The following is a 26994-nucleotide window of genomic DNA, read 5'->3' on the forward strand; positions in this document are numbered from 1 at the left end:
CATAGGGTGACGCCGAATGGGCGGGTCACCTCGAGGGGATTTACGGACTGCTGGGGTCTAGACGATTCTCACCAGGATTTCGGAGTGGCCGGCCCGGATGACGTCGCCGTCCGCGAGCTGCCAGTCCTGAACGGGTGCGCCGTTGACCGTCGTTCCGTTGGTGGAGCCGAGGTCCGAGAGCATCGCGACGCGGCCGTCCCACCGAATTTCGATGTGGCGACGCGAGACGCCTGTGTCGGGGAGGCGGAACTGCGCGTCCTGGCCGCGCCCGATCACGTTGCTGCCTTCACGCAGCTGGAAGTAGCGGCCGCTGCCGTCCTCGAGCTGGAGGGTGACCGACAGACCCTGCTGCGCCGAGTAGTCCTGATCGGCGTAGTCGTAGTCGTCCGCGCCGTACGCGGGTGCCTGGTAGCCGGCGGTGGGAGGACCGGCGGGGTCGTACGCCGGTGCGGGTGCGTAGGAGCGCTGGTCGTAGGCGGGCTGGTCGTAGGCGGGCTGGTCGTACGCGGGACGCGGGGCGCCGCGGTAGCCGCGGTCGTAGTCCTGCGCCGGGTAGCCACCGCGCGGAGCGCCACCGGGCGCGGGCGGGTAGTCCTGGTACGCCCGCTGGTCGTACTGCTGACCCTGACGGTCGTATCCACGCTGGTCGTAGCCGTGCTGGTCGTAGCCCTGCTGATCGAACCCGTGCTGGTCGAAACCCTGCTGGTCGTAACCGTGCTGATCGAAACCCTGCTGGTCGTAGCTCTGGGGGTCGTAATGCTGGTCACGGCCGCGCGGGTCGTAGCCCTGCGGGCCCTGCGGCCGTTGACCGTACGCACGGGGGTCGTAGCCACGGGGATCGTAGGCAGGCGGGTCGTAGGCGGGCTGGCCGTAGGACGGCTGCTCGCGGCCACCGTCGTATCCGCGACGCTCGTAACCCTGATCGTGGCCGCCCTGCTCCGGGTATCCGTCACCTCCGCGCGCGTCGGCGTACGGCTGGCCGGGAGGAGGTCCGTAGGGAGCGCCGCCGTAGTTGCTGCCGTTGCGGTAGCTGCCGTTCTGCGCAGCCGCGGCGGCAGCGGGATAACCCTCCGGGCGCTCGCCCCGGAACCGCTCGTCGTCGTCGCGGTCGGGGTCGTTGCTGGGGTTCTGAGGCATCGAGCGCGCTCCTGTGATCGACGGCGGGTTGATGGTCGGGGGTACTACGGCCGGTTGGGGTTCAACCGCCGCCTGTGGTGGAACGGCCGGCTCGGGTCGTGCGGCCGGTTCTGGCTCTGGTGACGACACCGTCTCTACTGACGGCACCGGTTCTTCTGACGACACTGGCTCCACTGCTGCCTCGGGTTCGACGGCGGGGTCGGGTGTGTCGGTCGCTTGGGCTTGCGCCTCGACCGCCGCTTCGGCCGCGGGGGCGTCCGAGACCTCTTCGGCCACGGGCGATTCTGATTTCTTTTCGGCCTCGGGTTCGGCTTTCGATTCGGCCCGAGACCGTGCCACGGCTGCGGCAGCAGCGGGTACGGCGGCTGCGGCCGGTACGACTGCAGCGGCGGGAGCGGCGGCCGGGGGGATCGTCGAGGGTGGGGGCATACGAGTGGCGGGCTGCGGCCTCAGCGGCGGCTGGGGTCCGGCGGTCGGCTGGGGGCGGTAGGCAGGCTGGGGGCGGTAGGCAGGCTGGGGGCGCGCCGTCGGCTGGGGACCTGCGGCGGGCTGGGGACCTGCGGCGGGTTGGGGACCTGCGGGATGGGGCCCTGCGGCGGGCTCGGGGCGAGCTGCGGGCTGAGGCCTGGCCGCGACGGGTGCGGCCGGAACGGGTCGGCTCGGGGCCGGCGGAACGGGCGGACGTCCCGCATCGGGGTCCACCGAACCTCGCGTGCGGAACTGTCCGGTGTGCAGCGTGGGGGAGGCCTCGAAGCGAACCGAGATGTCCCCGTACGTCTGCCACCCCTGGTCGCGGATGAACCCGTCGAGGTGGCGAGAGAAGGCCTTGGTGGTGAGCTCGCGGTCCTGCGACAGCTTCTCGTGGTCGGACTCGTTGATGGTGATGACGTAGGCGTTGGGGGCGAGGAGATGCCCTCCGTCGAGCTCCCGGACCTGATCGGTCGCTTCCTGCTGCAGAGCTGCTTCCACTTCCTGTGGCACTACTCCACCGCCGAAAACGCGGGCAAAGGCGTCGCCGACGGCTCCTTGGAGCTTCCGCTCGAACCTCTGGACCATTCCCACGACTGACCTCCCCGTCCCTCTCGATAGAAGCCGAGCGTGTCTCGAGCTCACTACTGCTCTCGCATGATATACGTAACGGCCCGCCCTCCCCTGCCGCTGGGCCGCGGATTTCGGGCCGCCGCAGGCCCCGTGCTAGCCTCGTGCGGTCGCTCGGGCGAGTGGCGGAATGGCAGACGCGCTGGCTTCAGGTGCCAGTGTCCTTCGGGACGTGGGGGTTCAAGTCCCCCTTCGCCCACAGTTCGAAAAGAGGCCGCGATCTCCGACGAGATCGCGGCCCTTTTTGTCGGAGCCGCAGCCCCGAGCACCGTTAGCGTGCCCTTATTTGTGGAAATCGCCTACTTCTGACTTATCGTTTCGCTGTACGGGGTGGACCCACCGGTTTCAGCCCTGCCCGAACCATGTCGGCACGGAAGCGGAAACCGATCGTCTGCCGCAACTGCCGAGTAGATCCGAATGCTGATTCAACGGCGAATCCCCATTCACTTCGATCCGCGTCGTCTCCGATCTCTTCGGTGCCGCCGCGGACCACCGTTCGACCAGTGACGAAGGCAAGGCACCATGCAATTTCCCGGCCACCGCTATCCAGCAGCTCGCGGCCTCTACGACCCCGCCAACGAGCACGACTCGTGCGGCGTCGCGTTCGTCGTCGACATGCACGGACGGCGTAGTAGAGACATCGTCGACAAGGCGATCACCGCTCTGATCAATCTGGAACACCGCGGCGCGGCCGGGGCCGAGCCGAACACCGGTGACGGAGCCGGCATCCTCATCCAGATCCCCGACGCGTTCTACCGCGCGGTCGTCGACTTCGAGCTGCCCGCGGAAGGGTCGTACGCCACCGGCATCGCGTTCCTGCCCCAGGCTCGCGCCGAGGTGGCCCTTGCCGTGAGCGGCGTGGAGAAGATTCTGGCCGAGGAAGGTCTCGCCGTGTACGGCTGGCGCGAGATCGCCACCGACGATTCGTCGCTGGGAGCTCTCGCCCGCGATGCGATGCCCACGTTCCGCCAGCTCTTCTTCGGCTCCGAGGACCGCTCCCTGTCGGGTATGGACCTCGAGCGTCGCGCGTTCGTCGTCCGCAAGCGCGTCGAGCACGAGCTCGGCCACGACGGTCCCGGCCGGGACGCACCGGGTCGCGAGTCCGTCTACTTCCCGTCGCTGTCGGCGAGCACCATCGTCTACAAGGGCATGCTGACGACTCCGCAGCTCAAGCAGTTCTACCTCGACCTGCAGGACGAGCGCATGGAAAGCGCTCTGGGACTTGTGCATTCGCGCTTCTCCACCAACACCTTCCCCTCGTGGCCGCTCGCGCACCCGTTCCGTCGGGTCGCCCACAACGGTGAGATCAACACCGTCACCGGCAACGAGAACTGGATGCGCGCGCGTGAGGCGCTGATCCAGGACGGCGTGTTCGGCGAGCACAGCCTCGAGAAGATCTTCCCCGTCTGCACCAACGGAGCGTCGGACACCGCGCGCTTCGACGAGGTGCTCGAGTTCCTCCACCTCGGTGGGCGCAGCCTTCCGCACGCCGTTCTGATGATGATCCCGGAGGCGTGGGAGCACAACGACGCCATGGACCCCGCTCGGCGGGCGTTCTACCAGTACCACTCCGCACTGATGGAGCCGTGGGACGGACCGGCGTCGGTCTGCTTCACCGACGGCACCGTCATCGGCGCCGTTCTGGACCGAAACGGGTTGCGCCCCAGCCGGTTGTGGGTCACCGACGACGGCCTGGTCATCATGGCGTCCGAGGTGGGCGTACTGGACATCGAGCCGTCGAAGATCGTCCGCAAGGTACGTCTGCAGCCGGGCCGGATGTTCCTCGTCGACACCGCTCAGGGCCGCATCGTGTCCGACTCGGAGATCAAGGACGAGCTGGCCGCCGAGCACCCGTACCAGCAGTGGCTCGACGACGGCCTGATCCACATCGACGATCTCCCGGAACGCCCGCACGTGCACATGACGCACGATCGGGTCCTGATCCGTCAGCAGATCTTCGGGTACACCACCGAAGAGCTGAACGTGCTCCTCGCGCCGATGGCGAAGTCGGGAGCCGAGGCGATCGGATCCATGGGTACCGACACCCCGGTGGCGATTCTCTCCACCCGGCCGCGGTTGATCTTCGACTACTTCTCGCAGCTGTTCGCGCAGGTGACGAACCCGCCGCTCGACGCGATCCGCGAGGAGGTCGTCACCAGCCTGGGCGGAACCATCGGCCCCGAGGGCGACGTCCTGGACCCCGGTCCCGACGCGTGCAAGCAGATCACGCTGTCCTCGCCGATCCTGCACAACGATCAGCTGTCCAAGCTCGTGCACATCAACGACGACAACAGTCAGCCCGAACTGCGCTCGGTCGTCGTTCGTGGTCTGTACCCGGTCGGCGACGGCGGCGAAGGTCTCGCCACGGCGCTGGAAACCATTCGGACACAGGTCTCGTCGGCCATCGCGGGCGGCGCGCGAATCGTGATCCTTTCGGACCGTGAGTCCAGCGAGAAGCTCGCGCCGATCCCGTCGCTGCTCCTCGTCTCCGCGGTTCACCACCATCTGGTCCGCGAGAAGACGCGTACCAAGGTGGGCCTGATCATCGAGGCCGGTGACGCCCGCGAGGTGCACCACATGGCCACGCTGGTGGGCTTCGGTGCCGCAGCGGTCAACCCGTACATGGCGTTCGAGTCGATCGAGGACATGATCGATCGCGGATCCATCACCGGTATCGAATACGACGCCGCGGTGAAGAACTACATCAAGGCCGCCGGCAAGGGCGTGCTGAAGGTGATGTCCAAGATGGGCATCTCCACGCTCGCGTCCTACACCGGAGCGCAGCTGTTCCAGGTGATCGGCCTGTCGCAGAACGTGGTCGACGAATACTTCCGTGGGCTGCGCTCGCAGCTCGGGGGTATCGGTCTCGACGAGATCGCAGCCGACGTCTCCGCACGTCACAACATCGCGTACCTCGACAATCGCCAGGAGCGCGCGCACCGCGAGCTCGAGACGGGCGGCGAGTACCAGTGGCGTCGCGACGGCGAGTACCACCTCTTCAACCCGGACACCGTGTTCAAGCTGCAGCACGCAACCCGCACCGGTCAGTACTCGGTGTTCAAGGAGTACACGAAGCTGGTCGACGATCAGTCCGAGCGTCTCGCATCGCTGCGTGGTCTGTTCAAGTTCAAGACCGCTGGGCGCGAAGCGATTTCGATCGACGAGGTGGAGCCCGCGTCGGAGATCGTCAAGCGTTTCTCGACGGGTGCGATGAGCTACGGTTCCATCTCGGCCGAGGCGCACGAGACCCTCGCGATCGCGATGAACCGCCTCGGCGGTCGGTCGAACTCGGGTGAGGGCGGCGAGGACGTCTCGCGCTTCACCCCGGACGAGAACGGTGACTGGCGACGCTCGGCCATCAAGCAGGTCGCCTCGGGACGCTTCGGCGTGACGTCGCACTACCTGACCAACTGCACCGACATCCAGATCAAGATGGCGCAGGGCGCGAAACCCGGTGAGGGTGGGCAGCTTCCGGCGCACAAGGTGTACCCGTGGATCGCGGAGGTTCGTCACTCCACACCCGGTGTCGGCCTCATCTCGCCGCCGCCGCACCACGACATCTACTCGATCGAGGATCTCGCACAGCTGATCCACGACCTGAAGAACGCGAACCCGTCGGCTCGCATTCATGTGAAGCTGGTGTCCGAGATGGGCGTCGGGACCGTCGCGGCGGGTGTGTCCAAGGCGCACGCCGACGTGGTGCTCATCTCCGGGCACGACGGTGGCACGGGCGCGACACCGCTCACGTCGGTCAAGCACGCCGGTGCGCCGTGGGAGCTCGGCCTGGCCGAGACGCAGCAGACTTTGCTGCTCAACGGACTTCGCGATCGCATCGTGGTGCAGGTGGACGGTCAGCTCAAGACCGGCCGCGACGTCATGGTCGCCGCGTTGCTCGGCGGTGAGGAATTCGGGTTCGCGACGGCGCCGCTCGTCGTGTCCGGATGCATCATGATGCGCGTGTGCCACCTCGACACGTGCCCGGTGGGCGTCGCCACGCAGAACCCGGTGCTGCGCAAGCGCTTTGCCGGTCAGCCCGAGTTCGTGGAGAACTTCTTCATGTACATCGCGGAGGAAGTGCGCGAGTTCCTCGCCGAGTTCGGGTTCCGCACCCTCAACGAGGCCATCGGTCAGACCGCTCTGCTCGACACGACCGCTGCGAAGGAGCACTGGAAGGCGTCGAAGCTCGATCTGTCGCCGATCCTGGACGAGGTCGAGTCCGCGTTCATGAACCAGAACCTCTACAACACCGGTACGCAGGATCATTCGCTCGACAAGGCGCTCGATCAGCAGCTGATCGCTCAGAGCCGCAACGCGCTCGACAAGGGCGAAGCGGTGTCGTTCGAAACCAAGATCACCAACGTCAACCGCACCGTCGGCACGATGCTCGGACACGAGCTCACCAAGGTCTACGGCGCGGAAGGGTTGGCGGACAACACGATCGACATCACCTTCACCGGCAGCGCAGGCAACAGCTTCGGGGCGTTCGTGCCGCGCGGCATGACGTTGCGACTGCACGGCGACGCCAACGACTTCGTCGGCAAGGGTCTCTCCGGTGGCCGTCTGATTCTGCGTCCGTCGCTGAACGCGCCCGAGGGGTTCGTCGCCGAGGAGAACATCATCGGCGGCAACGTGATCCTGTTCGGCGCCACCAGCGGTGAGGCACTCATCCGGGGCGTCGTGGGTGAGCGGTTCTGCGTCCGCAACTCCGGTGCGGTCGCCGTCGTCGAGGGCGTCGGTGATCACGGGTGTGAGTACATGACCGGCGGCAAGGTGGTCATCCTCGGAGACACGGGGCGCAACTTCGGTGCCGGCATGTCCGGCGGCGTCGCGTTCGTCTTCGATCCGAAGAAGACGTTCGAGGCCAACCTGAACACCGAACTCGTCGACCTCGAAGAGCTCGAGGGCGAAGAGTTCAACTGGCTCAAGGACGCGATCGGCCGTCATCACGCCGAGACCGGATCCACTGTGGCCGAGGCGATCCTCGGTGACTGGTCGCAGCAGGTCAATCACTTCGTCAAGGTGATGCCGCGCGACTACAAGAAGGTACTGCTCGCGATCTCCGAAGCCGAGAAGAACGGTGCGGACGTCGACGAGGCGATCATGGAGGCAGCTCGTGGGTGACCCGCAGGGATTTCTGAAGAACACCGCTCGGGAGCTGCCGTCGCGGCGACCGGTCGATCTGCGTCTGATGGACTGGAAAGAGGTCTACGAGGACTTCTCGAAGGACACTCTGCGGACGCAGGCCAGCCGGTGCATGGACTGCGGAATCCCGTTCTGCCACAACGGTTGCCCGCTCGGAAACCTGATTCCCGAGTGGAACGACCTGGTGTACAAGGACCGGTGGCGCGAAAGCATCGATCGGTTACACGCGACGAACAACTTCCCGGAGTTCACCGGCCGGTTGTGCCCCGCCCCGTGTGAGGCGTCGTGTGTGCTGGGCATCAACCAGGATCCCGTCACCATCAAGCAGGTCGAGGTCGAGATCATCGACCGCGCCTTCGACGAGGGCTGGGTCGCGCCGGTCTACCCGACGTTCCTCACCGGCAAGAAGGTCGCCGTGGTCGGGTCCGGCCCCGCGGGTCTCGCTGCGGCGCAACAGCTCACGCGTGCCGGTCACACCGTCACCGTGTTCGAGCGCGCCGATCGGATCGGTGGACTCCTGCGGTACGGCATCCCCGAGTTCAAGATGGAGAAGCGCCACATCGACCGTCGTCTCGCGCAGATGGAGGCCGAAGGCACCGTCTTCCGCGCGGGCGTGAACGTCGGCGTCGACATCACCGCGGACGAGTTGCGTGAGGAGTTCGACGCGGTGCTCCTCGCAGGCGGTGCCACCAAGGCGCGCGACCTGCCCATCGAGGGACGCGAGTACTGGGGCATCCATCAGGCGATGGAGTTCCTGCCCTGGGCCAATCGCGTGCAGCTCGGTGACGACGTCCTCGGCGAGAACGGCGAGCCGCCCATCTCGGCGAAGGGCAAGAAGGTCGTCATCATCGGCGGCGGCGACACCGGAGCCGACTGCCTCGGCACCTCGCACCGTCAGGGCGCACTCAGCGTGCATCAGTTCGAGATCATGCCCAAGCCGCCGGAGACCCGCGCGGACTCCACTCCGTGGCCGACGTACCCCCTGCAGTACCGGGTGTCGTCCGCACACGAAGAGGGAGGCGAGCGCGTCTTCTCGGTCAACACCGAGCGGTTCACGGGTAAGGACGGCCAGGTCACCGGCCTCGACGCGGTCGAGGTCGAGTTCAAGGGCGGCAAGTTCGAGAAGGTCGAAGGATCCGAGTTCCACCTCGAGGCCGATCTGGTGCTCCTCGCCATGGGCTTCACCGGGCCGGAGAAGCCGGGTCTGCTCACCGACCTGGGCGTCGACCTGAACGAGCGCGGCAACGTGACTCGGACGAACGAGTGGAACACCAACGTCGACGGCGTGTTCGTGGCCGGCGACATGGGCCGCGGACAGTCGCTGATCGTGTGGGCCATCGCCGAGGGCCGGTCCTGCGCCGCCGCCGTCGACACGTACCTCGAAGGCAAGACGGCGCTGCCGTCGCCGATCGTGCCGACGCAGGCGCCTCAGCGGTAAATCTCTCGAACAGCGGGGCCGGGCAGATCGTGTGCTCGGCCCCGCTGTCGTGTGCCTACGTCGGCACGAATCGGAACAGGAACTTCTTCTTCACCATCACCCAGAGCAGTCCGATCACAACGAGGTGGATGGCAGTTCCGATCCAGAAGTTGAACCTGTCCAGGCCCGGAATGTTGCCGACGGCAAAGACGAAGTACACGTGCATGATGAAGACGTACAGGCTGGCTTGACCCAGCGGAACGTAGAGCCAGCCGAGCGCTTTGTTCATCGGTTTCCAGAACGACGTCAAGAAGATGTGACCGACGACGATGACCAGTAGAAGGTCGAACAATCGACCGGGCTGCATGAACACTCGGGTGTACATCGAGTCGTACAGCCCGCCGTAGAAGCTCGGCGAGACCATCGGTATCGAGAATCCGTACCTGTTCGCGGCCCACAGCAGGGTAAGACCGCCGGCGTAGACACCGATTGCCACCGCAATCACCACCTTGCCGACGAGTGTCGATCCCCAGTCGATCAGTCGACGGCGGTAGTACCCGATCGCGATGCAGTACACGAAAATTATCTGCCACGTGAGCAGCGGGAACGAGTCCTCGAACTGCGACGGGAAAAGCGTCATCGGATGAATGGTGTCCACGACGTACACGGCGGTACTGAGCGCGAGCAACGGCAGCACCAACTTTCGGCGCAGCAGCCACAGCAAGATCGGGACCAGCAGCGACAGAACGACGAACAGGCCCATGATGTTGAAGACCCACGGCCCCATGCGGAGGGTCAACAGGTCGCGGACGGCGAACCACGGAGGCGGATAGCCGAACAGTAGATTCGCGTTCGGGTACAGGTCGTACACGGTGCCGGCCGCCCCTTCGCCGCCTTCGCCGGTTCCGCGGTCGGTGAAGGTGGTCAGGACCGATCCGTTCAGTCCGGGGACCTTCGAGAGAACGTACACCGAGACGACCACGAACAGGGCGGTGAAATAGAGCCGAACTGCCCGTCGCACAATGGTTTTGGAGACCGGGAGCCACCCGAGTTTGCGCATCGCCCCCGAATACACCATTCCCATCACCACCCCGGACAGGCCGACGAAGAGTTCGGCGCCGGTGATCGCTCCTACGAGGTTGCGCGAGATGAAGTTCAGTCCGCCCGCGAGTTCGATGTGCAGCACCACCACCGAGCACATGATCCAACCGCGTAACCAGTCGATGCGCAGGTCGCGAGGGTCCATTTCGTTCGGGTAGCGCCAGCTGGGAACAAGTTTTCCGACGACGAACGATGCCAGAGCGAGCAGCGCCGCGATCGCGACCGACAGCACGATCCACCCCATCTGGTCGTTGCTGCCCGGGTCTGCTTCGTATATCTGTTTCGACGCGGCGACACCTGCCTGCGGGTCGTTGACCCGAGTCACCGGTCCGGTTGCGACGCCGTCCGCGGCCAGATCCGCCCGCAACGCGGCAGCGATCGTAGGATCTGCCGTTGCCCGCCAGTCGACGACGGCACCGTCGACTTCGTCCTCCGCGCGTTGCACTTCGAGCCAGGTGACGAGTCCGATACCGGGATAGGCGGCGCGCGTTGCCGTTCCGAACACCTGGTCCCACCACGCCTGCTTGATGGCGAGTTGGTTCTCGTCTCCGGGCGCGCCCTGTTGATAGAACGCGGCGGTCTCGACCGCCATCGGTTTACCGCGGCCATCGACGTAGTCCCGGTAGAAGTTTCGCCCGTCGCCGGAGGCAGTCGGATAGCCGTAGGTGCCGTCCAGCTCGGCTGCGAACTTACCGGGTTCGGGCACGGCATTGGTCCCGAACGAGTCGAGGTTTCCCCAGTGGTAGAGCGTCAAACCGACCCAGTCGACGACGCCGTCGCCCGGGTAGTACGGGGCATAGGGGTCGTCGGTGGCGTCGATGGTGCCGTCACCGTCGGTGTCCAACAGTGCGCTGGTCCGCGGCCCGGAACCGTCCACTGCACCGCGCGCCTCGCTGAACGGATAGCCGGCGCCGTAGGCGGGTGCCCACAGCATCGACGCGGTGGGAACGGCCGAGTGCACCGCGTCGGCGACGAGGCGAAACGCCGAAACATACTCTGCCGGTTGTTGTCCCCAGGAATACCATGTGCCGTTCATCTCGGGCGCGAACCGAACGTAGAAATCTGTGCCAAGATTCTCGCGCAGATCGGCGAGCTGTCGTGCGAGCGCGTCGGCGTCGGACGAGGTCAGTTCGGCGAGCGGCTTCTGTGGTTCCAAGGTCAAGACGGCTTGGCTACCGAATTGCGCTGCCTGTTCGACGAATTGGCGAAGATACAGGGCGTCGTCTTCGTTCAGGGGATAACGCACGGACTGTGCGTATACCGAGGGTGTGACGCCCAGACGATTCGAGTATGCCTGCGCCCCGTCGTCGGTCCAGTCGAGCACCGGCCCGAATCGGGGCGACGCCGGTGGCTCGATTCCGCGGATCGACTGCGCCGCCGCCATTCCCGACAGCGATACGAAGAGAACAGCGACCACAGTCAGTATCGACGCGACTCGGGCACCTGATGCCCACCGTGAGAGCGGCACCGTCAGTGCGTTCGGTTCAGCACGAGGTACCAGCGATTCACCGAGTCCTCGCGCTCGTAGACCAACGTGTCCACCGACGCCTGCGCAATGCTCAATCCTCGACCGCGCTCGGACATGTCGTCCGGTAGCGACACGTCGGTCAAGTCGACATCGGCAGCTCGGCCGTCGTCCTCGAAGATGGCTTCCACCCGATCCGGTAGTCCCCGCACGCGGAGAATCAGCATCACGCGTTCACCGCTGGAGGCGTGCTCGATGATGTTCGACGCCACCTCGGCCACCGCCAGTTCGAACTGCATGCGGCGGGTGGCGGGCAAGTCGTCGTCGGCCCACAGCCTCTCCAACAGATCGTGCACCGAGTCGAGGTTCTCGGGCTGCGCAACGATCCGAATGGTTTCGTCCGCCGACCCACCCCCGTCAAGCTCCACTGAAGGCACCCTCCACCGAGTTACCGGCTTGCAGAACACGATTGAGGTTGGTCAGTGCAAGTACCGACTCGATCTGCTCGGTGGGCCGGGCGATGCGTAGATCACCGCCCGCCTGCCGCGCGGTCTTCAGTCCGGATATCAATGCACCGAGACCGGACGAATCGACGAAGCTCGCCTCCGCCAGATCGACCACGATGCGGTTCACACCACCGGCCACCATCTCCGTCACGACATTGCGCAGCCTCGGGGCCGCGACCATGTTGAGGCGACCGTTCACACGAATGATGCCGACTCCGCCCTCTGTCGTCTCGGTGTCGAATTGGATCACAGCTGAGCTCCGTTCTGTTCGGTTCTGTTTCCATGGTGTCGGCCCTGCCCGGTGTCCGAGATGACCCGCGGCACAGCGGTTCCCACGCCCTTGTCGCCAGGCCCGCGATACCGGACGGCCTGAATCACGACGCTGAAGATCACGAGGTCGAACAGCAGCCAGAACAGGTTGACCGAGACGCCGAGCACCGACGCCTGCCCCAGCGTCAGCCGAAGGACGCCGATGCAGGAGGCGATGACGAGTGCTGCCATGACGATCAATTGAGGTTTGACCAGATGCCACGGCGTATCGGAGTCGCCCTGCCGGGTTTTCGGTGTGACGGCAAACGTCAGGGACTGGCCCAGATAGACGTTGCGGAACGCCGAGGTGCAGGCCTTGATCCACACGGGGAAGAGGGCAAGGCTGTATTGCTGACCGCGCCAGGTGGAACTTCCTCTTCCAACGACGAAGAACAACAACTGATTCACCAACAGGAACGGCACGAGCCGAACGAAGAAGTCGACGCTGTAGGCCGACACCGGCTGAACCCCGATGGTCATGTAGATGACGGGGGCGGCCACGTAGACGACCGCGACGAAACCCGACAGGTAGCTCCACATGGTGGACCAGTACATGAGCTTCTGTGCGAGGTTCAGACCCTTCTTCGTGAGGGGGTTCTCCCGAAGCATCACCTGAATGGTTCCCTGCGCCCAGCGAAGTCTCTGAGTGAGCATCGTGCCGATGTCTTCGGGCGCCAAGCCGTACGCCAGCACCTCGTGGTGGTACGCGGACTTCCACCCCATGCTGTGCAACCGCATGCACGTTGCCATGTCTTCGGTGACGGAGATGGTGGCGAGCGGCATCAACGGAATGGCTTCGTCGTCGTTGCTCGTGTCGATCGACCGAATCATCGCGGCAATGGACTCGAGTGCCCCGAGCGGAGACCACGACCGATCGACCATGAATGCCAGGGCATTCGGAGCCATCGCGGCGAGACCCGCCTCCTCGCTGCGTATCTCGCTGTTCAGTGCGTCGATGGCTGCGAGATCTGCCGCCATCATCTTCGCGTCTGCCTGCACCAGCTGTTCGGTGGCCGCGTCGACGCGTTTCTGGAATTCGTACGTGACCTCGGACAGCGAGCGACCTCGTCGCAACTCCGCGCGCGCTTGCCGACACGCGAAACGCACATAGTCCAGTGCGGCAGCGAGTTCGGGCTGGCTGTCGTCCACTTCGGCGCGCGCAGCATCGACCACGGCAACGGCGGATCGCAACGTTCGGTGCACTTTGATCTCTACTTCACTCACGTACCCCGAGACGCCCAGCTGCATCAGCGCCTCGCGACGCAGCACCGCGTTGGACCCGCAGAAGAACGCCGAATTCCAGCCGTCCTTGCCCTGCTGGATCGGACCGTAGAAGAGCGGTGCCTGGCTGCCGAGTGGATCGGACGGCGTGACGTTGACGAAGAACTGCGGCGTCTGCACCAGTGCCATCGACTCGTCGGCGAAATAACCGAGGGTCTTGTCGAGAATGTCCGGCTCCGGCACTTGATCGGCATCGAGAATCAACAGGAACTCGCCCTCGGTGACCAGCAGGGCGTTGTTCAGGTTGCCTGCCTTGGCGTGCCGCGGCTTGTCGACCCATTCGATGGACCGCGTGATGTAGCCGATCCCCAGTTCTTCGGCAGCAGTGCGCATTTCGTCGCGATTACCGTCGTCGAGAATCCAGGTGTTGTGCGGGTAGGTGATCTCTGCGGCCGCGATGGCGGTGGCGATCACCATGTCCGCAGGTTCGTTGTACGTGGTGATGAAGACGTCCACCGTGGCCCCGTCGGGAGGACTCGGTGGCGGCGGACGCTTCTTCAGACGCCACATCGTCAGTCCGAAGAGCAACGAGTCGACGAGGCTGTACGTCTCGGCGATCACGAGCGGTACGGCGATCCACCATGCGGGCCAATTGACGGAGAACAGCCACCGCCACACGATGTAGTTGATGCCCAGCGCAGCGGTCGACAGAACCAGCAAACGCAGTCCGAATACCTTCATCGGCCTATCGGTCCGCGGATCCGAGTCGGCGCAGAGCTACCGCCGTGACGTCGTCGAGTGCCTCGGTGGACCGGGCGAGGTGATGGATGGTGTCGATGAGGTCCGCGGTGCGCGGATGTGTGCGCAACAGGACTTCGATCTGGCGTATCGCGTCCTGTTCGGACGGACCGAACACTTCGAGGAGTCCGTCGGAGAACGACAGCACCGTCTCGCCCTCGGCAAGGACTGCACTACGCGGTTTCCACTTCGATGCGGCCAGCACTCCGATGGGCAAGTCGTCGGACGGCAGCCATTCGACAGTCGAATCGGACCGCAGGATTGCGGTCAATCCGTGGCCTGCATCGGCGTAATCGAGCACGCCGGTGGACGCCTCGAGTCGCGCATGAAAGGCCGTGACGAAGGAACTCGTCTGCTCCAGATCGTCGTGCAGCAGGGTACTGGCCAGAACCATCGACCGTCCCAGATCCAGGTCACCGAAACCGGTCGACGCGACGGTCCTCGAGATGCCACGCAGAACGGCCCGAACCGATGCGGTGATGATGGCCGCCGCGGTGCCCTTGCCCATGACGTCGGCGACCGTCAGCATCATTCCGCCCGGGACGGGATACAGGTCGTAGAAGTCGCCTCCGACCTGGAACGCAGGAGAGCAGACGCCGTCCACCTCGTACCCGTCGACGACCGGCGCCGTCTCGGGAAGAAGCTGCCGCTGCACCTGTGCTGCGCGCTGCAGGTCGTCGCCGCTCGTCAGCTCGCGCTGCGCCCACTGGGCCATCTCGATCAACGCTGCCCGCTGTTCGGCGTCGAACGTGCGCGGAACACTGTCGTAGATACAGAAGATGCCGACGGCGTAGCCGCCGGGTCCGAACAGCGGGTAGCCCGCGTAGAAGCGTATGGAACCGTCCTGCGCCAGGGGGAGGCTCGCGAAGATCGGATCCGTTGTCGTGTTCTCCGAGACCACCAACAAGTCGTCGCGACCGCCTTTGACCTCCTCGACGGCGCGGTGACAGAACGTGTCGACGCGAGGCATCTCCCGCACATCGAATCCGTTGACTGCCTTGAACCACAGACGGTCGTTGTCCAGCAGCGATACCGTCGAAATGGGGACACGGAACACGCGGCGGGCCAAACGGGTGATCTGATCGAACCGTTCTTCGCCCTTGGTGTCGACCAGCGCCAGCTGGTCCAACGAATGCTGACGAGCGTGTTCGGCGTCGTCGTCCGGGATCTGGGCGCGGGTATCCGACAAGGTCGTCATCGGTATGTCCTTCCTAGAGCTTCCGCGAATGCGGCCGCCGAATCGGGGGTGCTGGTGAAGCGCCAGTCGGCTTCCTTGTCATGGTCGAACCACACGAATGCGGTGACATCGGGTTGCGCGTCGAGGAACGCGATGAGGTCACGAATCCAGTCCGGTTTGGAACCGCCCTGATCGGTGCTGCCGACTTCGGCGATGACGATGGGTTTGGCAGGGGCGATCGCCCGCACCTCGTTCAGGCTCGGCCCGAACAATTCCGCCGGCGGGGTCCACTTGGTGTCGGGCGCGGAGGTTCCCCAGTTGTATCCGTCGAGACCGACCACATCCACGAAGTCCGAACCCGGGTACGTCTGCGACATGGGGGTACTGCCCTCGAAGGAGACGTTGGGCGACCACACCCACTTCACGTTCGTGGCGCCGGCCGCTCGGAAGATGTCGTGGACGTGCTTCCATGCCGCCACGTACGTTGCCGGGTCGGTGCCGCGGGCGGTGGACCACGGGTACCAGGTGCCGTTCTGTTCGTGAGCGAACCGCAGGTAGACGGTCTTGTTCCAGTCGCGCAATTGTTCTGCCCAGCGAGCGATGTACGGATCGTGGTCTCCGCGCACGAAGGTGGGCATCGCGAACCGGGCGCTGTCGAATTGCGCTCCCTGTTCCCATTTCCAGGGCTCCCACGTCAGCAGCGGATCGGCGCCCGCCTCGGATACCGCGTCGAGTCCGGCGATCGGCGGCTCGGTGGTGAAATCCGCGTAGGACAGCACGAGGGTCGGGGCCTGGCCGGCTGCGGCGGTGACTTGCTCGAACTGCTGCGTTGCCGTGGCGCCGCCGGGCGTACTGACGCCGAACCTCAGGGAGTTCTGCTGGGGAGTTTCGGAGTCGACCGAGGTGGTGGTGCCGAAACTCGTCGGAGCAGCCACGTCGGTAGCCGTACCCCCACATCCGACCGCCGCAGTGACGTACGTGCAGGACAGAGCAACCAACGCTCCGGCAATGGCCGCCTGTCCTTTTTTCACCGCCGCATACCAATCTCGAGTGTCTTGTGAAGCTGCTCGAAAGACGCCGGCGTACTGCCTCGGGGAAATAAACAAACCACGAGATATGTTTGTCGACGAGTTTCAGTGTTGTTTCCCCGCAACACTTTTGGGCTAGCCATTACCGACCGATCGTATCGGGTTTGCTGCCGACGGGTGTGAAACCGTGTGTCATCGCATCGTCCGACGAGCCATTCGAGGGCTCGTGGCTACGGGTGCCCCGGGCGCCCGGTCCCGGGGACCGTTAACGCCGCATTCATATGGCGGTGCCATCATTTCGGCCATGTTTGGACGAGCATCCCTGACCTCGGCGATCGGTGCGGTAGCCGTCGTGATCGCTGCCACGGCGACCACTGCGGTGGCGGCGACCGGCGTCGCGCAAGCTGACCCCGGGTCGTGCCCGGCGCTGTACGTCGTCGCGATCCCCGGAACCTGGGAAACCGGAATCGGTGAAGCTCCGAAGCCCGGCATGCTGACCGCGGTCACCGACGCGATCGACGGTGGAAACATCGAGACGGACTACGTCACCTACCCCGCCACCGCCTTCCCCTGGGAGGGCGAGGCGTACGGGGCGTCCGAGGCGCAGGCCGTCGCCAACGCCGGTGGCATGTTGAAGGCCAAGGCCGACGCTTGCCCCGGAACCCGCTTCGGCGTCATCGGATACAGCCAGGGAGCCGACGCCGCCGGTGACCTTGCCGCGTCCATCGGAACGGGCGCCGGCATCGTGCCTGCGGACAAGATCGCTGCGGTCGGCCTGATCTCGGATCCGAAGCGGTCGGACACCGACGCGTTGGTCGGACCGAAGGTCGTCGGCTCCGGCGTCGGTGGCCCGCGCATCGGCGGGTTCGGTTACGTCAGTGCGGTCACGCGGACGTTCTGCGCGGTGGGCGACCTGTACTGCTCCACTCCGCGGGAGGATTTCGTCGCGCGGCTCGCCGGATTCCTGGCCGTGTCGTCCGATCCGACGCCGGCCACGGCGGGGAAGTACGTGTCCGAAGCGCAGGCGCTCCTCGGTGACCTCTCGGCCGCCGGCGGTCTGCCCGCCTTGGCCGGTCAGCTGACGGACCAGGCCAACGAGGACCGGGTAAAGCAGATTCAGACGTTCTACCGGTCGCAGGTGCACACCGACTACCGCAACTACCGAGTCGACCCGAACGGGGCCACGGCCACGTCCTGGCTGGCGAACTACTTGCGCGCCGCGGCCTGAGGGCTGCGGCGGAACAGCACCACCGCGGTGACCGCCGCCGCCACCATGATGAGGACCGTGGAGCCGGCCGCGGCGACGATGCCGTCGACGTAGGCCTCGCGGGCGCGATCGGCCAGGCGGGCCGCCTCGTCGGCCGGTAGCGAGCGGGCGGTGGCGAGCGCTCCGGACAGTGTGTTGTCGACGGTTCCCTCGTCGCCCATGGCGATGCGATACGTTGCGGCACTGATGGATCCGAGCAGCGCGATGCCCAGTGCGCCGCCGATCTCCGCGCCGGTCTCGGACACCGAACCCGCGGCGCCGGCCTTCTCCGGTGCGGCGGTCGCGAGCACTCGGTCCGAGCCGAGGGTGGTGCCGGTCCCCACCCCGAGTGCGGCGACAGCCATACCGACCAGCAGGACGGCGAGTGTCGACCCGGAGCCGGTGTCTCCGGGCACGGCAACGAGGGCGACCACGGCGCTGCCCAGACCCATCACGGCCAAGGCGACCACCAGGATCACGGCCGGGCTGCGCCTTTTCATGATCAGCGGCGCCGACACCGAGGCCACGGTCGTCACCACCGCGGGAATCAGCGACCACAACCCCGCCTCCAGTGGACCGAGCCTCTTGACCAGCTGAAGGTATTGCGACAGAGCCAGATTGAAGCCGCTGATCACGAACACCGACACCAGGATGACGAGGACCGCGACGGAGAAGGCGGGCACACGGAAGAGGGTGAAGTCGATGATCGGCGTGGTGGTGCGCCGCTGACGGCGGACGAACAGCGCTCCGATCACCAGGCCGACCGCGAGGACGACGAGCGCCTGCAGGTCGACGCCTTCCTGCGCGGCGTGCTTGACGGCGTACACGATCGACAACATCGCGGCGATGGAGAAGATCACGCTCACCGGATCGAAGCGGCCCGGATGCGGATTCTTCGATTCCGGCAGCACGATCGGGGCAAAGATCAACAGCACCACCATGATCGGGATGTTGATGAGAAACACCGAACCCCACCAGAAGAACTCGAGCAGCACCCCGCCGATGACCGGTCCGAGAGCTGCGCCGCCGGAGAACCCGGCCGTCCACACTCCGACGGCTGCGCCGCGCTGAACCGGGTCGACGAACATGATCCGCAGCAGGGCAAGGGTCGACGGAGCGAGGGTGGCGCCGCCGATTCCCAGCAGCACGCGCGACGCGATCAACACCTCGGGAGTATGGGAGAAGGCTGCCGCCACGGACGCGAGTCCGAAGATCGCCGACCCGATCATCAGCAGGCGACGGGTTCCGATCCGGTCGCCGAGCGATCCCATCGTGACCAACAGTCCCGCGAGAATGAAGCTGTAGATGTCCAGAATCCAGAGCTGTTGCGAGCTGGACGGATTGAGGTCGTCCGCGATGGAGGGCAACGCCAGATACAGGACCGAGATGTCCATCGAGACCAACACGATGGGCAGAACCAGAACGGAGAGCCCGATCCACTCCCGACGCGTCGCGCGAGTGACGGCACCGGTCGACTGCGCGGACGCCATGCGGGGATGCCTCGTTTCTCGGTGACTGCGACGGTACGTCGCGTAGGTTCGTCCCCGAGCCTATTTCACTTGCAGAGGGGAACGAAAACCATGCCTGATCTGAACGTCGTCGCGACCATCCCGGCCAAGCCCGGGTTCGAGAAGGAGGTTGCCGCGGCGCTGTCGAAGCTCGCCGCCGCCACCGTCGACGAGCCGGGATGCGTCTCCTACGTTCTCTACGAATCCCAGGCAGCGCCGGGCACTTTCGTCACCATCGAGACCTGGAAGTCGCAAGAGGACCTCGACGCTCACATGACGGCGCCCGCGATTCAGGAGGCCATGTCCACCGCCGGTGAGCATCTCGGTGAGATCGCGATTCATCCGTTGAAGCCGGTGCAGTAATTCCCCGCGGTGATCACGGTCGAATTGTTCGGTTTTCGCGAGGAAGCGAACATTTTCGCCGTGATCACCAGCGTTGGGGGATCGGCTACGCGTACTCGACGTCCCGCGGCTCGCCGGACCGATTGACCACGGCGTAGACCAGGCCGGACAGGCCGAGCATCGCCACCATCACGATCACTGCCAGCAAGCCCGTGCCGCCGATGGAACCGGACGTGATGCGGTCCAGCCCGGTGCTCACCCACCCCAGCGGGGTGAACGACGCGGCCTTGCCGAACACGGAACTGTCCGGCGATCCGACGAAGGCGGCGCCGCACACCACCAGCTGCACCAATAGCAGCACGAGGTTCACCGACTGACCCACCGCGCGGCCGAACAGCACCTGGATCGCGCCGGCGGCCGCGAGGAAGGCTGCGGCAGAGAGCAGCAGGAACGCGATTCCGCCGACGATGCCGCCGAATCCGAGGTCGGTGCCGACGTACACGTAGGCGATCGACGCGGCGGCGGTCAAGGTGAGCACCGCGACGACGGGAGCCAGACGAGCGAGGTGGCCACCGCGGGTCAGGAGCCGCAGCAGGCTGACCCCCGCCACCGCACCGACGGCGATCAGCGCCGCGAGTAGGTAGTTCTGGGATCCGGTGTCGCCGCTGCCGACCACGAGCGTGGTCTGCGTCTGGCCGTCGGCGGTCGTCGTGGTCGCCGCCGAGGTGGCGGACGCGGCGGGGAGCGAATCCGTCGCGGTCTTGACGTTGGTCTGCAGGCTGGAGATGACTCCGTTGATCGGGGTCACCGCGGTGCCGATCTGGTCGGTGCCGGCCTTGAGCTGCTTGCCGCCGTCGTCGAGCTGGACGATGCCGTCGCGCAGCTGCGCGTTTCCGGTCGCGAGCTGTGACGCGCCGTCGGCGAGCTGCGAGACGCCGGTGTTGAAGTCGCTGGAGGAGTCGGCGAGCTGGAACGCGAGCAGCTTCGCGCCGTCACGAAGCTGGTTCAACTGACTGACGGTGCTGGGTCCGACGCCCTGAGTGTTCAGAGTGTCGATGAGTCCGCGAAGCTGGTTGGCCGCGTCGGTCGTGATGGGGTTGTTGACGCTCTCGATCTTGTTGGCCACGTCGGCGATCGCGGCGGTGACCTGCGCCTGCTTGTCACCGATGGCGAGCAGCGGGGTCGTCACCTGATCGACACCGCCGCTGATCTGCTGAGCGCCGTCGCCGAGCTGGGTGATGCCTCCGCGCAACTGGCCGAAACCGGCGTCGAGCTGACCGGCGCCGTCGGCGAGCTGCACCGAACCGGTCCGTGCCTGTCCGAGCCCGTCGGAGAGCTGGGTGACGCCGCCCGTGAGCTGAGGTGCGGCGTCGGTGAGCTGCGTCAACCCGCTCGAGAGCAAGGTGAGAGGCAGCGACGCGCTGGTCAGGGCGGTTCTCGTCTTGGCCAACGGGTCCGCGGAGGCGGGGGTGGTGCTCTGCCCCTCGCCGGGGGACGTGGTCGTCTCCGAGGAACCGGCCGACGAGGTCGTCGACACACCGTTTCCGCTCACCAGCGCGTAGATGCCTGCGACGAAGAGCGGGAGGACGATCAGGAGGGCGGCGACGATCGGCCGCGCGACGATACCGGGGCGCGGCGACGAGCCGTGAGCAGACGAAGTGGCCATAATGAGGCCAAGGCTAACCTGTGACGGATGGGCAAAATGCACCCTGTCAGGGCGTTGTTCGTCATAAAGGCCGCCCACCAGGCTCTTTAAGAGGGCACTGTGGATCTTTCGGAAAGCACTGTGGATCTTTTCAGAGCCTGCGGACCTAGGGACGGTTCCGAGGGAGCAGGTCCCACACGTGCTGCGTCTCGTTCACCGCGGCGACCGTACGTCTTCCGCTGCGGGAGAAGAGAATGCGGGTGATCGAGCCGTAGTCGATGGGGAACGTCAGTGGCCGCTCGGTGTGCAGGATGTCTTCCAGTACGACGTTGATCACGCCGCCGTGGGCGAACGCCGCGACCGTGTCGTCGTGATCGGACGTCGACGCGAGGTCAGCCACGGCGCCTAGAACGCGGGACCGGAACGCGTCGGCGTCGACGGCGGCGGGCAGGTGACCGGCCTTGATCCGTTCGAACTCCGCCGGCAGAGCCGTCCGAGCTTCTTCGATGGTCATGTATCCGGGGAAGTCGCGGTCGTACTCGGCGAGCCCGTTCACGATGTCCACCGGGAGGGACACCGACGTCGACAGCGGCTCGGCGGTCTGTACCGCCCGCTTCTGCGGGCTGCTCACCACGCGAGCGATGCGGAACGCGGCAAGGCCCGACGGGATGCGTCGCGCCTGCTCGTGGCCCAGATCTTCGAGCTCGGGGTCGGCGTCCTCGGTCGATCGAACCGGAAGTGCGTGTCTGATCAGCAGTAGTTGCACGGCGTCAGGTGATCGAGACGAGTTCGGTGATGTCGTCGATAGGAAGCTCCCCGTCGACGATGGCCGTCACCTGCGCGCTGTTCAGGACGATCTGCCCACCGTGGTTGTCGAGGAATGCGGTGTCGGCAGCGTCGCGGCCGGTCGCGATGCGCACCAGCGTCGATCGAGGTGCGAGGCAGGTGGCGTCGACGACGCGCCACACCCCGTCGACGAACGCCTCGGCGACGGCGTGGAAGTCCATCGGGTCGCAGCCCGGTGCGTAGACCGCGACGAGCCGTGCGGGCACGTTGACCGCGCGGAGCATGGCCACGACGAGGTGGCTGTAGTCCCGGCACACGCCGCGGCCGGCGAGGAGGGTGTCGGCGGCGCCGTCGATGGGGTCGCTGCTGCCGGGAACGTACTGCAACCGGGCGCCCACCCACGCGGACACCTTCTCGAGCAGAACGGACGACTCGGAGTACTCGCCGAACTCGGTGGCGGCGAATCCGTAGAACTTGTCGCATTCGGCGTAGCGGCTGGGACGCAGGTAGACGGACTGGTCGTAGTCGGTGACGGGCGCCGGGTAGGTGTTTCCGTCGATCGTCGCGTCGTAGTAGGTCTGGAGGCTGCCCACTCCGCACTCGAACTTGTGGATGCGGTTGCCGTGCTCGCCGCTGATCTCCTGCGCGTAGATCGGGTTGCCCTCGAGGAGAAACGACAACGTCTCGCTCACCATGGTTCCCGGATGCGGTGCGACGGCGATCTGGAACTCGAGTGTCGTGGGTTCGAGGACGTCGACGTCGAGCCGGGCGGATACGAGGCGTCTCATGGCGCTCATCCTGCCAGTCGGCGGCCCGATCGGCCGATCAGACGGTCGGGCCGATGCACAGATCCGCGACGCGCCGCGGCTGGTCGATCATGATGTGGTGGTACGACGGTTCGACCACCGTGAACCGGGCTCGTAGCGACCGCGCGAACTGTCGCTGACGACGAACCCACGACCGTCCCCAGGGCGTCGGGACACCGGTGTGCGCAGCCACCACGATGATCGAGGACCGGGGCAGCGGCACATCTCCACGCAGCTGGTCGAGTTCGTCGGCCAGGTCGGAGAAGACCGCGTACTCGGCCATCGCCGACGCCAGGAACGACGGCCGCCGATAGATCCCGAGCACCTGCCGGACGACGTCGGGATCCCATCCGTCGGGTGGCACGGCGCGGGTCAGGAGGACTCGGCTCGGTGCGGCACCCAGATACTGCAGACCCGTGTTCGCGGCGAACGAGGCTCCCCATCGAGCGGCCAGAAGCCGCAGCCCGCGCGGAAGCACGCCCAGCGGCGCACTCTCGATGGCGGCGTCCAACAAGATCAACCGCGACACCTTCTCCGGATGCAACCGGAGAAAGGCCTCGGTGTAGATGCTCGCTATCGAATGGCCGACGAGAACGACCGGGCCGGTTTCCGCCTCGACGGCCTTCTCGATGGTCGCCACCTCGCCGCGCACCGTAGGCACCCAGCCGAGCTCGGGGTGATCCAGGCGGTAGCCCGCTCGCTCCACCACGACGACGCGGTGACCGTCGCGGCGCAGGATCGCGGCGGTGTCCCGCCAGTCGAGAGGGCTGCCGCCGAGCCCGCTGCACAAGACGATCGTGTGTTTCATGTGAAACAACCCGAGTCAGGTTCGGGGCTTGGCCAGCGGAAACGCCAGGGTCTCGCGGATGCTGCCGCCGGTGATGAGCATGACGACCCGGTCCACACCCATGCCGAGACCGCCCGTCGGCGGCATGCCGCGCTCGAGGGCGAGCAGGAAATCCTCGTCGAGTTCCATCGCTTCGGCGTCGCCGCCGGCCGCGAGAAGTGACTGCTCGGTGAGCCGAGCCCGCTGATCCACCGGATCGGTGAGCTCGCTGTACGCGGTACCCAGTTCCACACCCCAGGCGACGAGGTCCCACTTCTCTGCGACCCCGGGAATGCTGCGGTGCGGCCGGGTCAGCGGCGACATCGACGTCGGGAAGTTCGTGTAGAACGTCGGGAACTCGGTGTAGTCCTCGACGAGATGCTCGTACATCTCCTGCGCGACTGCGCCTGCGTCCCACGTGGATTGGTACGGGATGTCGTGTGCATCGCAGAGCCGCTGCAACTCCTCGAGAGGCGTCTCGGGCGAGACGTCCTCACCGAGCTTCTCCGCAACGGCGCCGTGCATCGTCTTGACGGGCCACTCACCGGAGATGTCGATTTCGATCATCTTGCCGTCGTCACCGGGCCGCAGGACGATCTCTCGACCGTGCGCGGCCACCGCGGCCCGCTGAATCAGCTCGCGGCACATCACCATCACGCGTTCGTAGTCGCTGTGCGCCTCGTACGCCTCGAGGATGGTGAACTCCGGGTTGTGCTTGAAGTCGGCGCCCTCGTTGCGGAACACCCGCCCGATCTCGAAGACCTTCTCCATACCGCCGACGCACAGACGCTTCAGATACAGCTCCGGGGCGATGCGCAGGTACAGATCGAGGTTGTACGCGTTGATGTGCGTCACGAACGGCGCGGCGTTCGCGCCGCCGTGAATCTGTTGCAGGATAGGGGTTTCCACCTCCATGAACCCGCGGTCGCCGAGTGAGTCGCGCAGCGACTTCACGATCGCGCTGCGGGCCACCATGAGTTGGCGCGCCTCGGGATTGATCGCCATGTCTACATAGCGTTGGCGCACACGCGATTCCGGGTCGGTGAGTCCCTTCCACTTGTCCGGCAACGGGTGCAGGCTCTTGCCGTTCATCCGCCAGTCGGTGGCCAGAAGAGAGAGCTCCCCACGGCGGCTTCGCCCGATCGCACCGCTGACCTCGATGAGGTCGCCGAGATCGAAGTCGGCAGCGAACTGGGTGAGCCGATCGCCGACGCGGTCGCGATCGAACAACACCTGAACGTCACCGGACCAGTCCCGAACCACCCCGAACAGAACGCCGCCGTAGTCGCGAATCCGCAGCAGTCGCCCGGCAATTCGAACGGTGGTGCCCTGCGGAGACCCGACCGCAGCCGCCACCGTGTGCGTCGGCGGGTAGGCCACCGGGTACGCGTCGACACCTTCCTCGGCCAAACGCTCGAGCTTGGCCATCCGAACCCGAACCTGCTCGGGGCGCTTGCGCCCGGCGTGCTCCTCGGCGTCCTCGGTATCGTCGGGAGCGCGCCCGTCCGAATGCAACCCGACGATGCCCGCCGGAACCTGCTCGTGCACACCGGTGTGCGCCGATGCGCCGCGGAACGTGGGAAGGGTCAGGAAGCCCTCGGCGATTGCCGACGCGATACCGACCTTGGGGATGTCCTTGTTGTCCTCGAAGCACAGGAACCGGGGCACCCATTCCGGCTGGTACTTAAGGTTCGATCGGTACAGCGCCTCGAGCTGCCACCACCGCGAGAAGAAGACGAGTGTCGAACGCCACACGCGCAGAACGGGTCCCGCGCCGATACGGCTGCCCTCCTCGAACGCCGCGCGGAACACCGCGAAGTTGAGCGACACCTTGGTGACGCCGAACTGATCGGACTGCGTCGCGAGTTCGGTCACCATCAACTCGACGGTTCCGTTGGGCGCCTGGGGGTGTCGACGCATGAGGTCGAGGGACACCCCGGACAAACCCCACGGAACGAGCGACAGCATGCCCACCACGCTGTCATTTTGGATTGCCTGCACCAGTAAGCAATTCCCGTCCAACGGGTCTCCGAGGCGACCGAGGGCCATCGAGAAACCACGCTCGGTCTCGGTGTCTCGCCAGCCGTCCGCGTCGGCGATGATCGACAGCCATTCCTCTGCCGGGACGTCCCGGTGGCGACGGATGCGCACGGTCACGCCCTTGGCGCGTGCACGGTTCACGGCCTGACGGACCGGCCGCATGTCCGGTCCGCTCACGCTGTACGTGCGGGTATTGAGCACCGCCTCGTCGCCGAGCTCGAGCACCGACAGGCCTGCTCTCTTGTAGGCGGTGGCCCCGGCCTCGCTCGCGCCCATCGCGGCGGGCGACCAGCCGTACCGACCGGCCAGCTCGAGCCACGCCTCGATCGCGTGCGGCCAAGCCTCGGGGTTGCCGATCGGGTCGCCGCTCGCCAGGCACACACCCATCTCGACCCGATACGTCACGGCCGCCTTGCCGCTGGGGGCGAACACGACCGCCTTGTCGCGGCGAGTGGCGAAGTATCCGAGGGAGTCGTCGGCCGACGAGCGTTCCAGCAGTCCGCGCAGGAGCGACTCGTCGTTTCCGGTCAGCGCGTTGGTGGACCGCTGCGAGCGGAACAACGTGATCGCCGCGGTCGCCAGTGCCAGGAACGCGAACAAGCCGAGCAGGAAGTTCATGAATCCGTGCGGGTTACCGCTGAACTGCTCGTTGTCGACGGCGGCCAGCGCGGTCACACGGTTCAGCGCCCAGAACAGGGTCTCGTCGCGAGGGAGGGAGCCGGGGAAGAGCCACAGCAGACCCCAGCCGACGAGGGTGCCGGCGGCCAGTCCGACGAGGAGCACCCCGAGCGCCTTCCACGCTGCTCCGCGACGCACCCGGGTGTAGAACTCGCGGCGCGCGAGAACGAGCAGCACGACGATGGCGACGTGGATTGCGAGGGCGATCCATGCGCTGACGTCGTCGGGGTCGTCGACGAGCTGCGCGATGTTCCCCAGTACGAACAGAACGGTGTAGACGGTTGCGATCCACCACGCGATCCGCTTGCGGCTCGCGAGCGCGGCGGCGAGCAGCGCGAGGACGAGCGCGTAGGACAGCGACGTGTCCGGGGCGTCGACCAGATAGTTGTCGACCCAGCTGCGGGGGGCGTGAACGAGGAAGCGCAGCGCGGGGGAGATGCTCCACAGGAACACCAGAACCGACAGGACTCCGAGGACCAGACCGGCGAGGTGCGGGACCTCGCGGAGCCGGCTCTTCTCGTCCGGTTTGCGGTTACGCCTCGGCGGCGCCCCCTCGACCTGTTTCGGCACCGACGTTGTTGCCATGACCGACTGTCCTCCTGCGACTGAACACCTGCTGCGATGCGCTAACGGTAGTCGTGCGCAGCGACAGCACGACGCTCCTTGCGTTCGGAGTTCGTTCTCCTACTTTCGGTGGACCGATTCGTCGCCCTTTGTG

17 protein-coding genes, 1 tRNA gene and 1 pseudogene are annotated in these 26994 nt (G+C 66.0%); 5 read left to right on the top strand and 14 right to left on the bottom strand.

Annotated features, from left to right (window positions below; translation table 11 throughout):
- Positions 1-57 precede the first annotated feature (57 nt).
- On the bottom strand, positions 58-1266 hold the full coding sequence (locus tag AC59JP_RS11125; RefSeq protein ID WP_497326472.1) for an FHA domain-containing protein: 1209 nt from the start codon (positions 1264-1266) through the stop codon (positions 58-60).
- 591 nt (positions 1267-1857) lie between these two features.
- Positions 1858-2193: pseudogene (locus AC59JP_RS11130) on the bottom strand (DUF3662 domain-containing protein); the annotation flags it as partial.
- Positions 2194-2351: 158 nt separating this feature from the next.
- Between AC59JP_RS11130 and AC59JP_RS11135 the strand changes: the two are divergent.
- The 3 genes from AC59JP_RS11135 to AC59JP_RS11145 all read left to right on the top strand — a co-directional run bounded on the left by AC59JP_RS11135 (position 2352) and on the right by AC59JP_RS11145 (position 8815).
- Positions 2352-2434 (top strand) — tRNA-Leu (locus tag AC59JP_RS11135).
- Positions 2435-2757: 323 nt separating this feature from the next.
- Entirely contained in the window at positions 2758-7356 is a 4599-nt protein-coding gene (gltB, locus tag AC59JP_RS11140; RefSeq protein ID WP_497325843.1) for a glutamate synthase large subunit, read from the top strand.
- Positions 7349-8815, top strand: coding sequence for a glutamate synthase subunit beta (locus AC59JP_RS11145; protein WP_497325844.1), 1467 nt, complete (start codon positions 7349-7351; stop codon positions 8813-8815). Before gltB ends, AC59JP_RS11145 begins: the two co-directional genes overlap by 8 nt.
- 55 nt (positions 8816-8870) lie before the next feature.
- Here the strand turns inward: AC59JP_RS11145 and opgC are convergent, their stop codons facing one another.
- From opgC to AC59JP_RS11175, 6 genes are read right to left on the bottom strand one after another with little or no spacing between them, the layout of a single operon-like run.
- Positions 8871-11312, bottom strand: coding sequence for an OpgC domain-containing protein (gene opgC, locus AC59JP_RS11150; RefSeq protein WP_497325845.1), 2442 nt, complete (start codon positions 11310-11312; stop codon positions 8871-8873).
- A gap of 53 nt (positions 11313-11365) precedes the next feature.
- Positions 11366-11788 (bottom strand): ATP-binding protein, encoded by a 423-nt coding sequence (locus AC59JP_RS11155; RefSeq protein ID WP_497325846.1) that lies wholly within the window; start codon positions 11786-11788, stop codon positions 11366-11368.
- Complete coding sequence (locus AC59JP_RS11160) at positions 11778-12116, bottom strand: STAS domain-containing protein (RefSeq protein ID WP_497325847.1); 339 nt, start codon at positions 12114-12116, stop codon at positions 11778-11780. Before AC59JP_RS11160 ends, AC59JP_RS11155 begins: the two co-directional genes overlap by 11 nt.
- Entirely contained in the window at positions 12113-14137 is a 2025-nt protein-coding gene (locus tag AC59JP_RS11165; protein ID WP_497325848.1) for a glycosyltransferase, read from the bottom strand. Before AC59JP_RS11165 ends, AC59JP_RS11160 begins: the two co-directional genes overlap by 4 nt.
- Before the next feature lie 4 nt (positions 14138-14141).
- Positions 14142-15392: a PP2C family protein-serine/threonine phosphatase gene (locus AC59JP_RS11170; protein WP_497325849.1), complete on the bottom strand. Its 1251-nt coding sequence runs from the start codon at positions 15390-15392 to the stop codon at positions 14142-14144.
- On the bottom strand, positions 15389-16402 hold the full coding sequence (locus tag AC59JP_RS11175; RefSeq protein ID WP_497325850.1) for a glycoside hydrolase family 26 protein: 1014 nt from the start codon (positions 16400-16402) through the stop codon (positions 15389-15391). Before AC59JP_RS11175 ends, AC59JP_RS11170 begins: the two co-directional genes overlap by 4 nt.
- A 301-nt stretch (positions 16403-16703) precedes the next feature.
- On the opposite strand from AC59JP_RS11175, the gene AC59JP_RS11180 reads away from it, so the two are divergent.
- Positions 16704-17627: a cutinase family protein gene (locus AC59JP_RS11180; protein ID WP_497325851.1), complete on the top strand. Its 924-nt coding sequence runs from the start codon at positions 16704-16706 to the stop codon at positions 17625-17627.
- Here AC59JP_RS11180 and AC59JP_RS11185 read toward each other — a convergent pair.
- Complete coding sequence (locus AC59JP_RS11185; protein ID WP_497325852.1) at positions 17606-19135, bottom strand: MFS transporter; 1530 nt, start codon at positions 19133-19135, stop codon at positions 17606-17608. The two genes, AC59JP_RS11180 and AC59JP_RS11185, sit on opposite strands and share 22 nt — an antisense overlap.
- Positions 19136-19225: 90 nt before the next feature.
- Here AC59JP_RS11185 and AC59JP_RS11190 point away from each other — a divergent pair, with 90 nt between their 5' ends.
- Complete coding sequence (locus AC59JP_RS11190; protein ID WP_497325853.1) at positions 19226-19516, top strand: putative quinol monooxygenase; 291 nt, start codon at positions 19226-19228, stop codon at positions 19514-19516.
- An 85-nt stretch (positions 19517-19601) separates the two neighbouring features.
- Here AC59JP_RS11190 and AC59JP_RS11195 read toward each other — a convergent pair whose 3' ends face one another.
- The 5 genes from AC59JP_RS11195 to lysX form a co-directional block, all read right to left on the bottom strand.
- Complete coding sequence (locus AC59JP_RS11195; RefSeq protein ID WP_497325854.1) at positions 19602-21161, bottom strand: phage infection protein; 1560 nt, start codon at positions 21159-21161, stop codon at positions 19602-19604.
- A 145-nt stretch (positions 21162-21306) separates the two neighbouring features.
- The gene (locus AC59JP_RS11200; RefSeq protein ID WP_497325855.1) at positions 21307-21906 is read right to left on the bottom strand and encodes a histidine phosphatase family protein; all 600 of its coding nucleotides are present in this window, start codon (positions 21904-21906) and stop codon (positions 21307-21309) included.
- A gap of 4 nt (positions 21907-21910) precedes the next feature.
- On the bottom strand, positions 21911-22714 hold the full coding sequence (locus AC59JP_RS11205; RefSeq protein WP_497325856.1) for a transglutaminase-like domain-containing protein: 804 nt from the start codon (positions 22712-22714) through the stop codon (positions 21911-21913).
- 37 nt (positions 22715-22751) lie between these two features.
- Positions 22752-23540 (bottom strand): alpha/beta fold hydrolase, encoded by a 789-nt coding sequence (locus AC59JP_RS11210; RefSeq protein ID WP_497325857.1) that lies wholly within the window; start codon positions 23538-23540, stop codon positions 22752-22754.
- Between the two features lie 15 nt (positions 23541-23555).
- Positions 23556-26861 (bottom strand): bifunctional lysylphosphatidylglycerol synthetase/lysine--tRNA ligase LysX, encoded by a 3306-nt coding sequence (gene lysX, locus AC59JP_RS11215; protein WP_497325858.1) that lies wholly within the window; start codon positions 26859-26861, stop codon positions 23556-23558.
- Positions 26862-26994 lie beyond the last annotated feature (133 nt).

It is taken from the genome of Rhodococcus sp. 320_ES (assembly GCF_059691855.1).

Excerpts from the sequence above, each read along its gene's own strand:
- AC59JP_RS11190 (WP_497325853.1), top strand. The coding sequence starts at position 19,226 with ATGCCTGATCTGAACGTCGTCGCGACCATCCCGGCCAAGCCCGGGTTC.
- AC59JP_RS11180 (WP_497325851.1), top strand. The coding sequence starts at position 16,704 with ATGTTTGGACGAGCATCCCTGACCTCGGCGATCGGTGCGGTAGCCGTC.
- AC59JP_RS11210 (WP_497325857.1), bottom strand. The coding sequence starts at position 23,540 with ATGAAACACACGATCGTCTTGTGCAGCGGGCTCGGCGGCAGCCCTCTC.
- AC59JP_RS11165 (WP_497325848.1), bottom strand. The coding sequence starts at position 14,137 with ATGAAGGTATTCGGACTGCGTTTGCTGGTTCTGTCGACCGCTGCGCTG.
- AC59JP_RS11195 (WP_497325854.1), bottom strand. The coding sequence starts at position 21,161 with ATGGCCACTTCGTCTGCTCACGGCTCGTCGCCGCGCCCCGGTATCGTC.
- gltB (WP_497325843.1), top strand. The coding sequence starts at position 2,758 with ATGCAATTTCCCGGCCACCGCTATCCAGCAGCTCGCGGCCTCTACGAC.
- lysX (WP_497325858.1), bottom strand. The coding sequence starts at position 26,861 with ATGGCAACAACGTCGGTGCCGAAACAGGTCGAGGGGGCGCCGCCGAGG.
- AC59JP_RS11205 (WP_497325856.1), bottom strand. The coding sequence starts at position 22,714 with ATGAGACGCCTCGTATCCGCCCGGCTCGACGTCGACGTCCTCGAACCC.
- AC59JP_RS11170 (WP_497325849.1), bottom strand. The coding sequence starts at position 15,392 with ATGACGACCTTGTCGGATACCCGCGCCCAGATCCCGGACGACGACGCC.
- AC59JP_RS11185 (WP_497325852.1), bottom strand. The coding sequence starts at position 19,135 with ATGGCGTCCGCGCAGTCGACCGGTGCCGTCACTCGCGCGACGCGTCGG.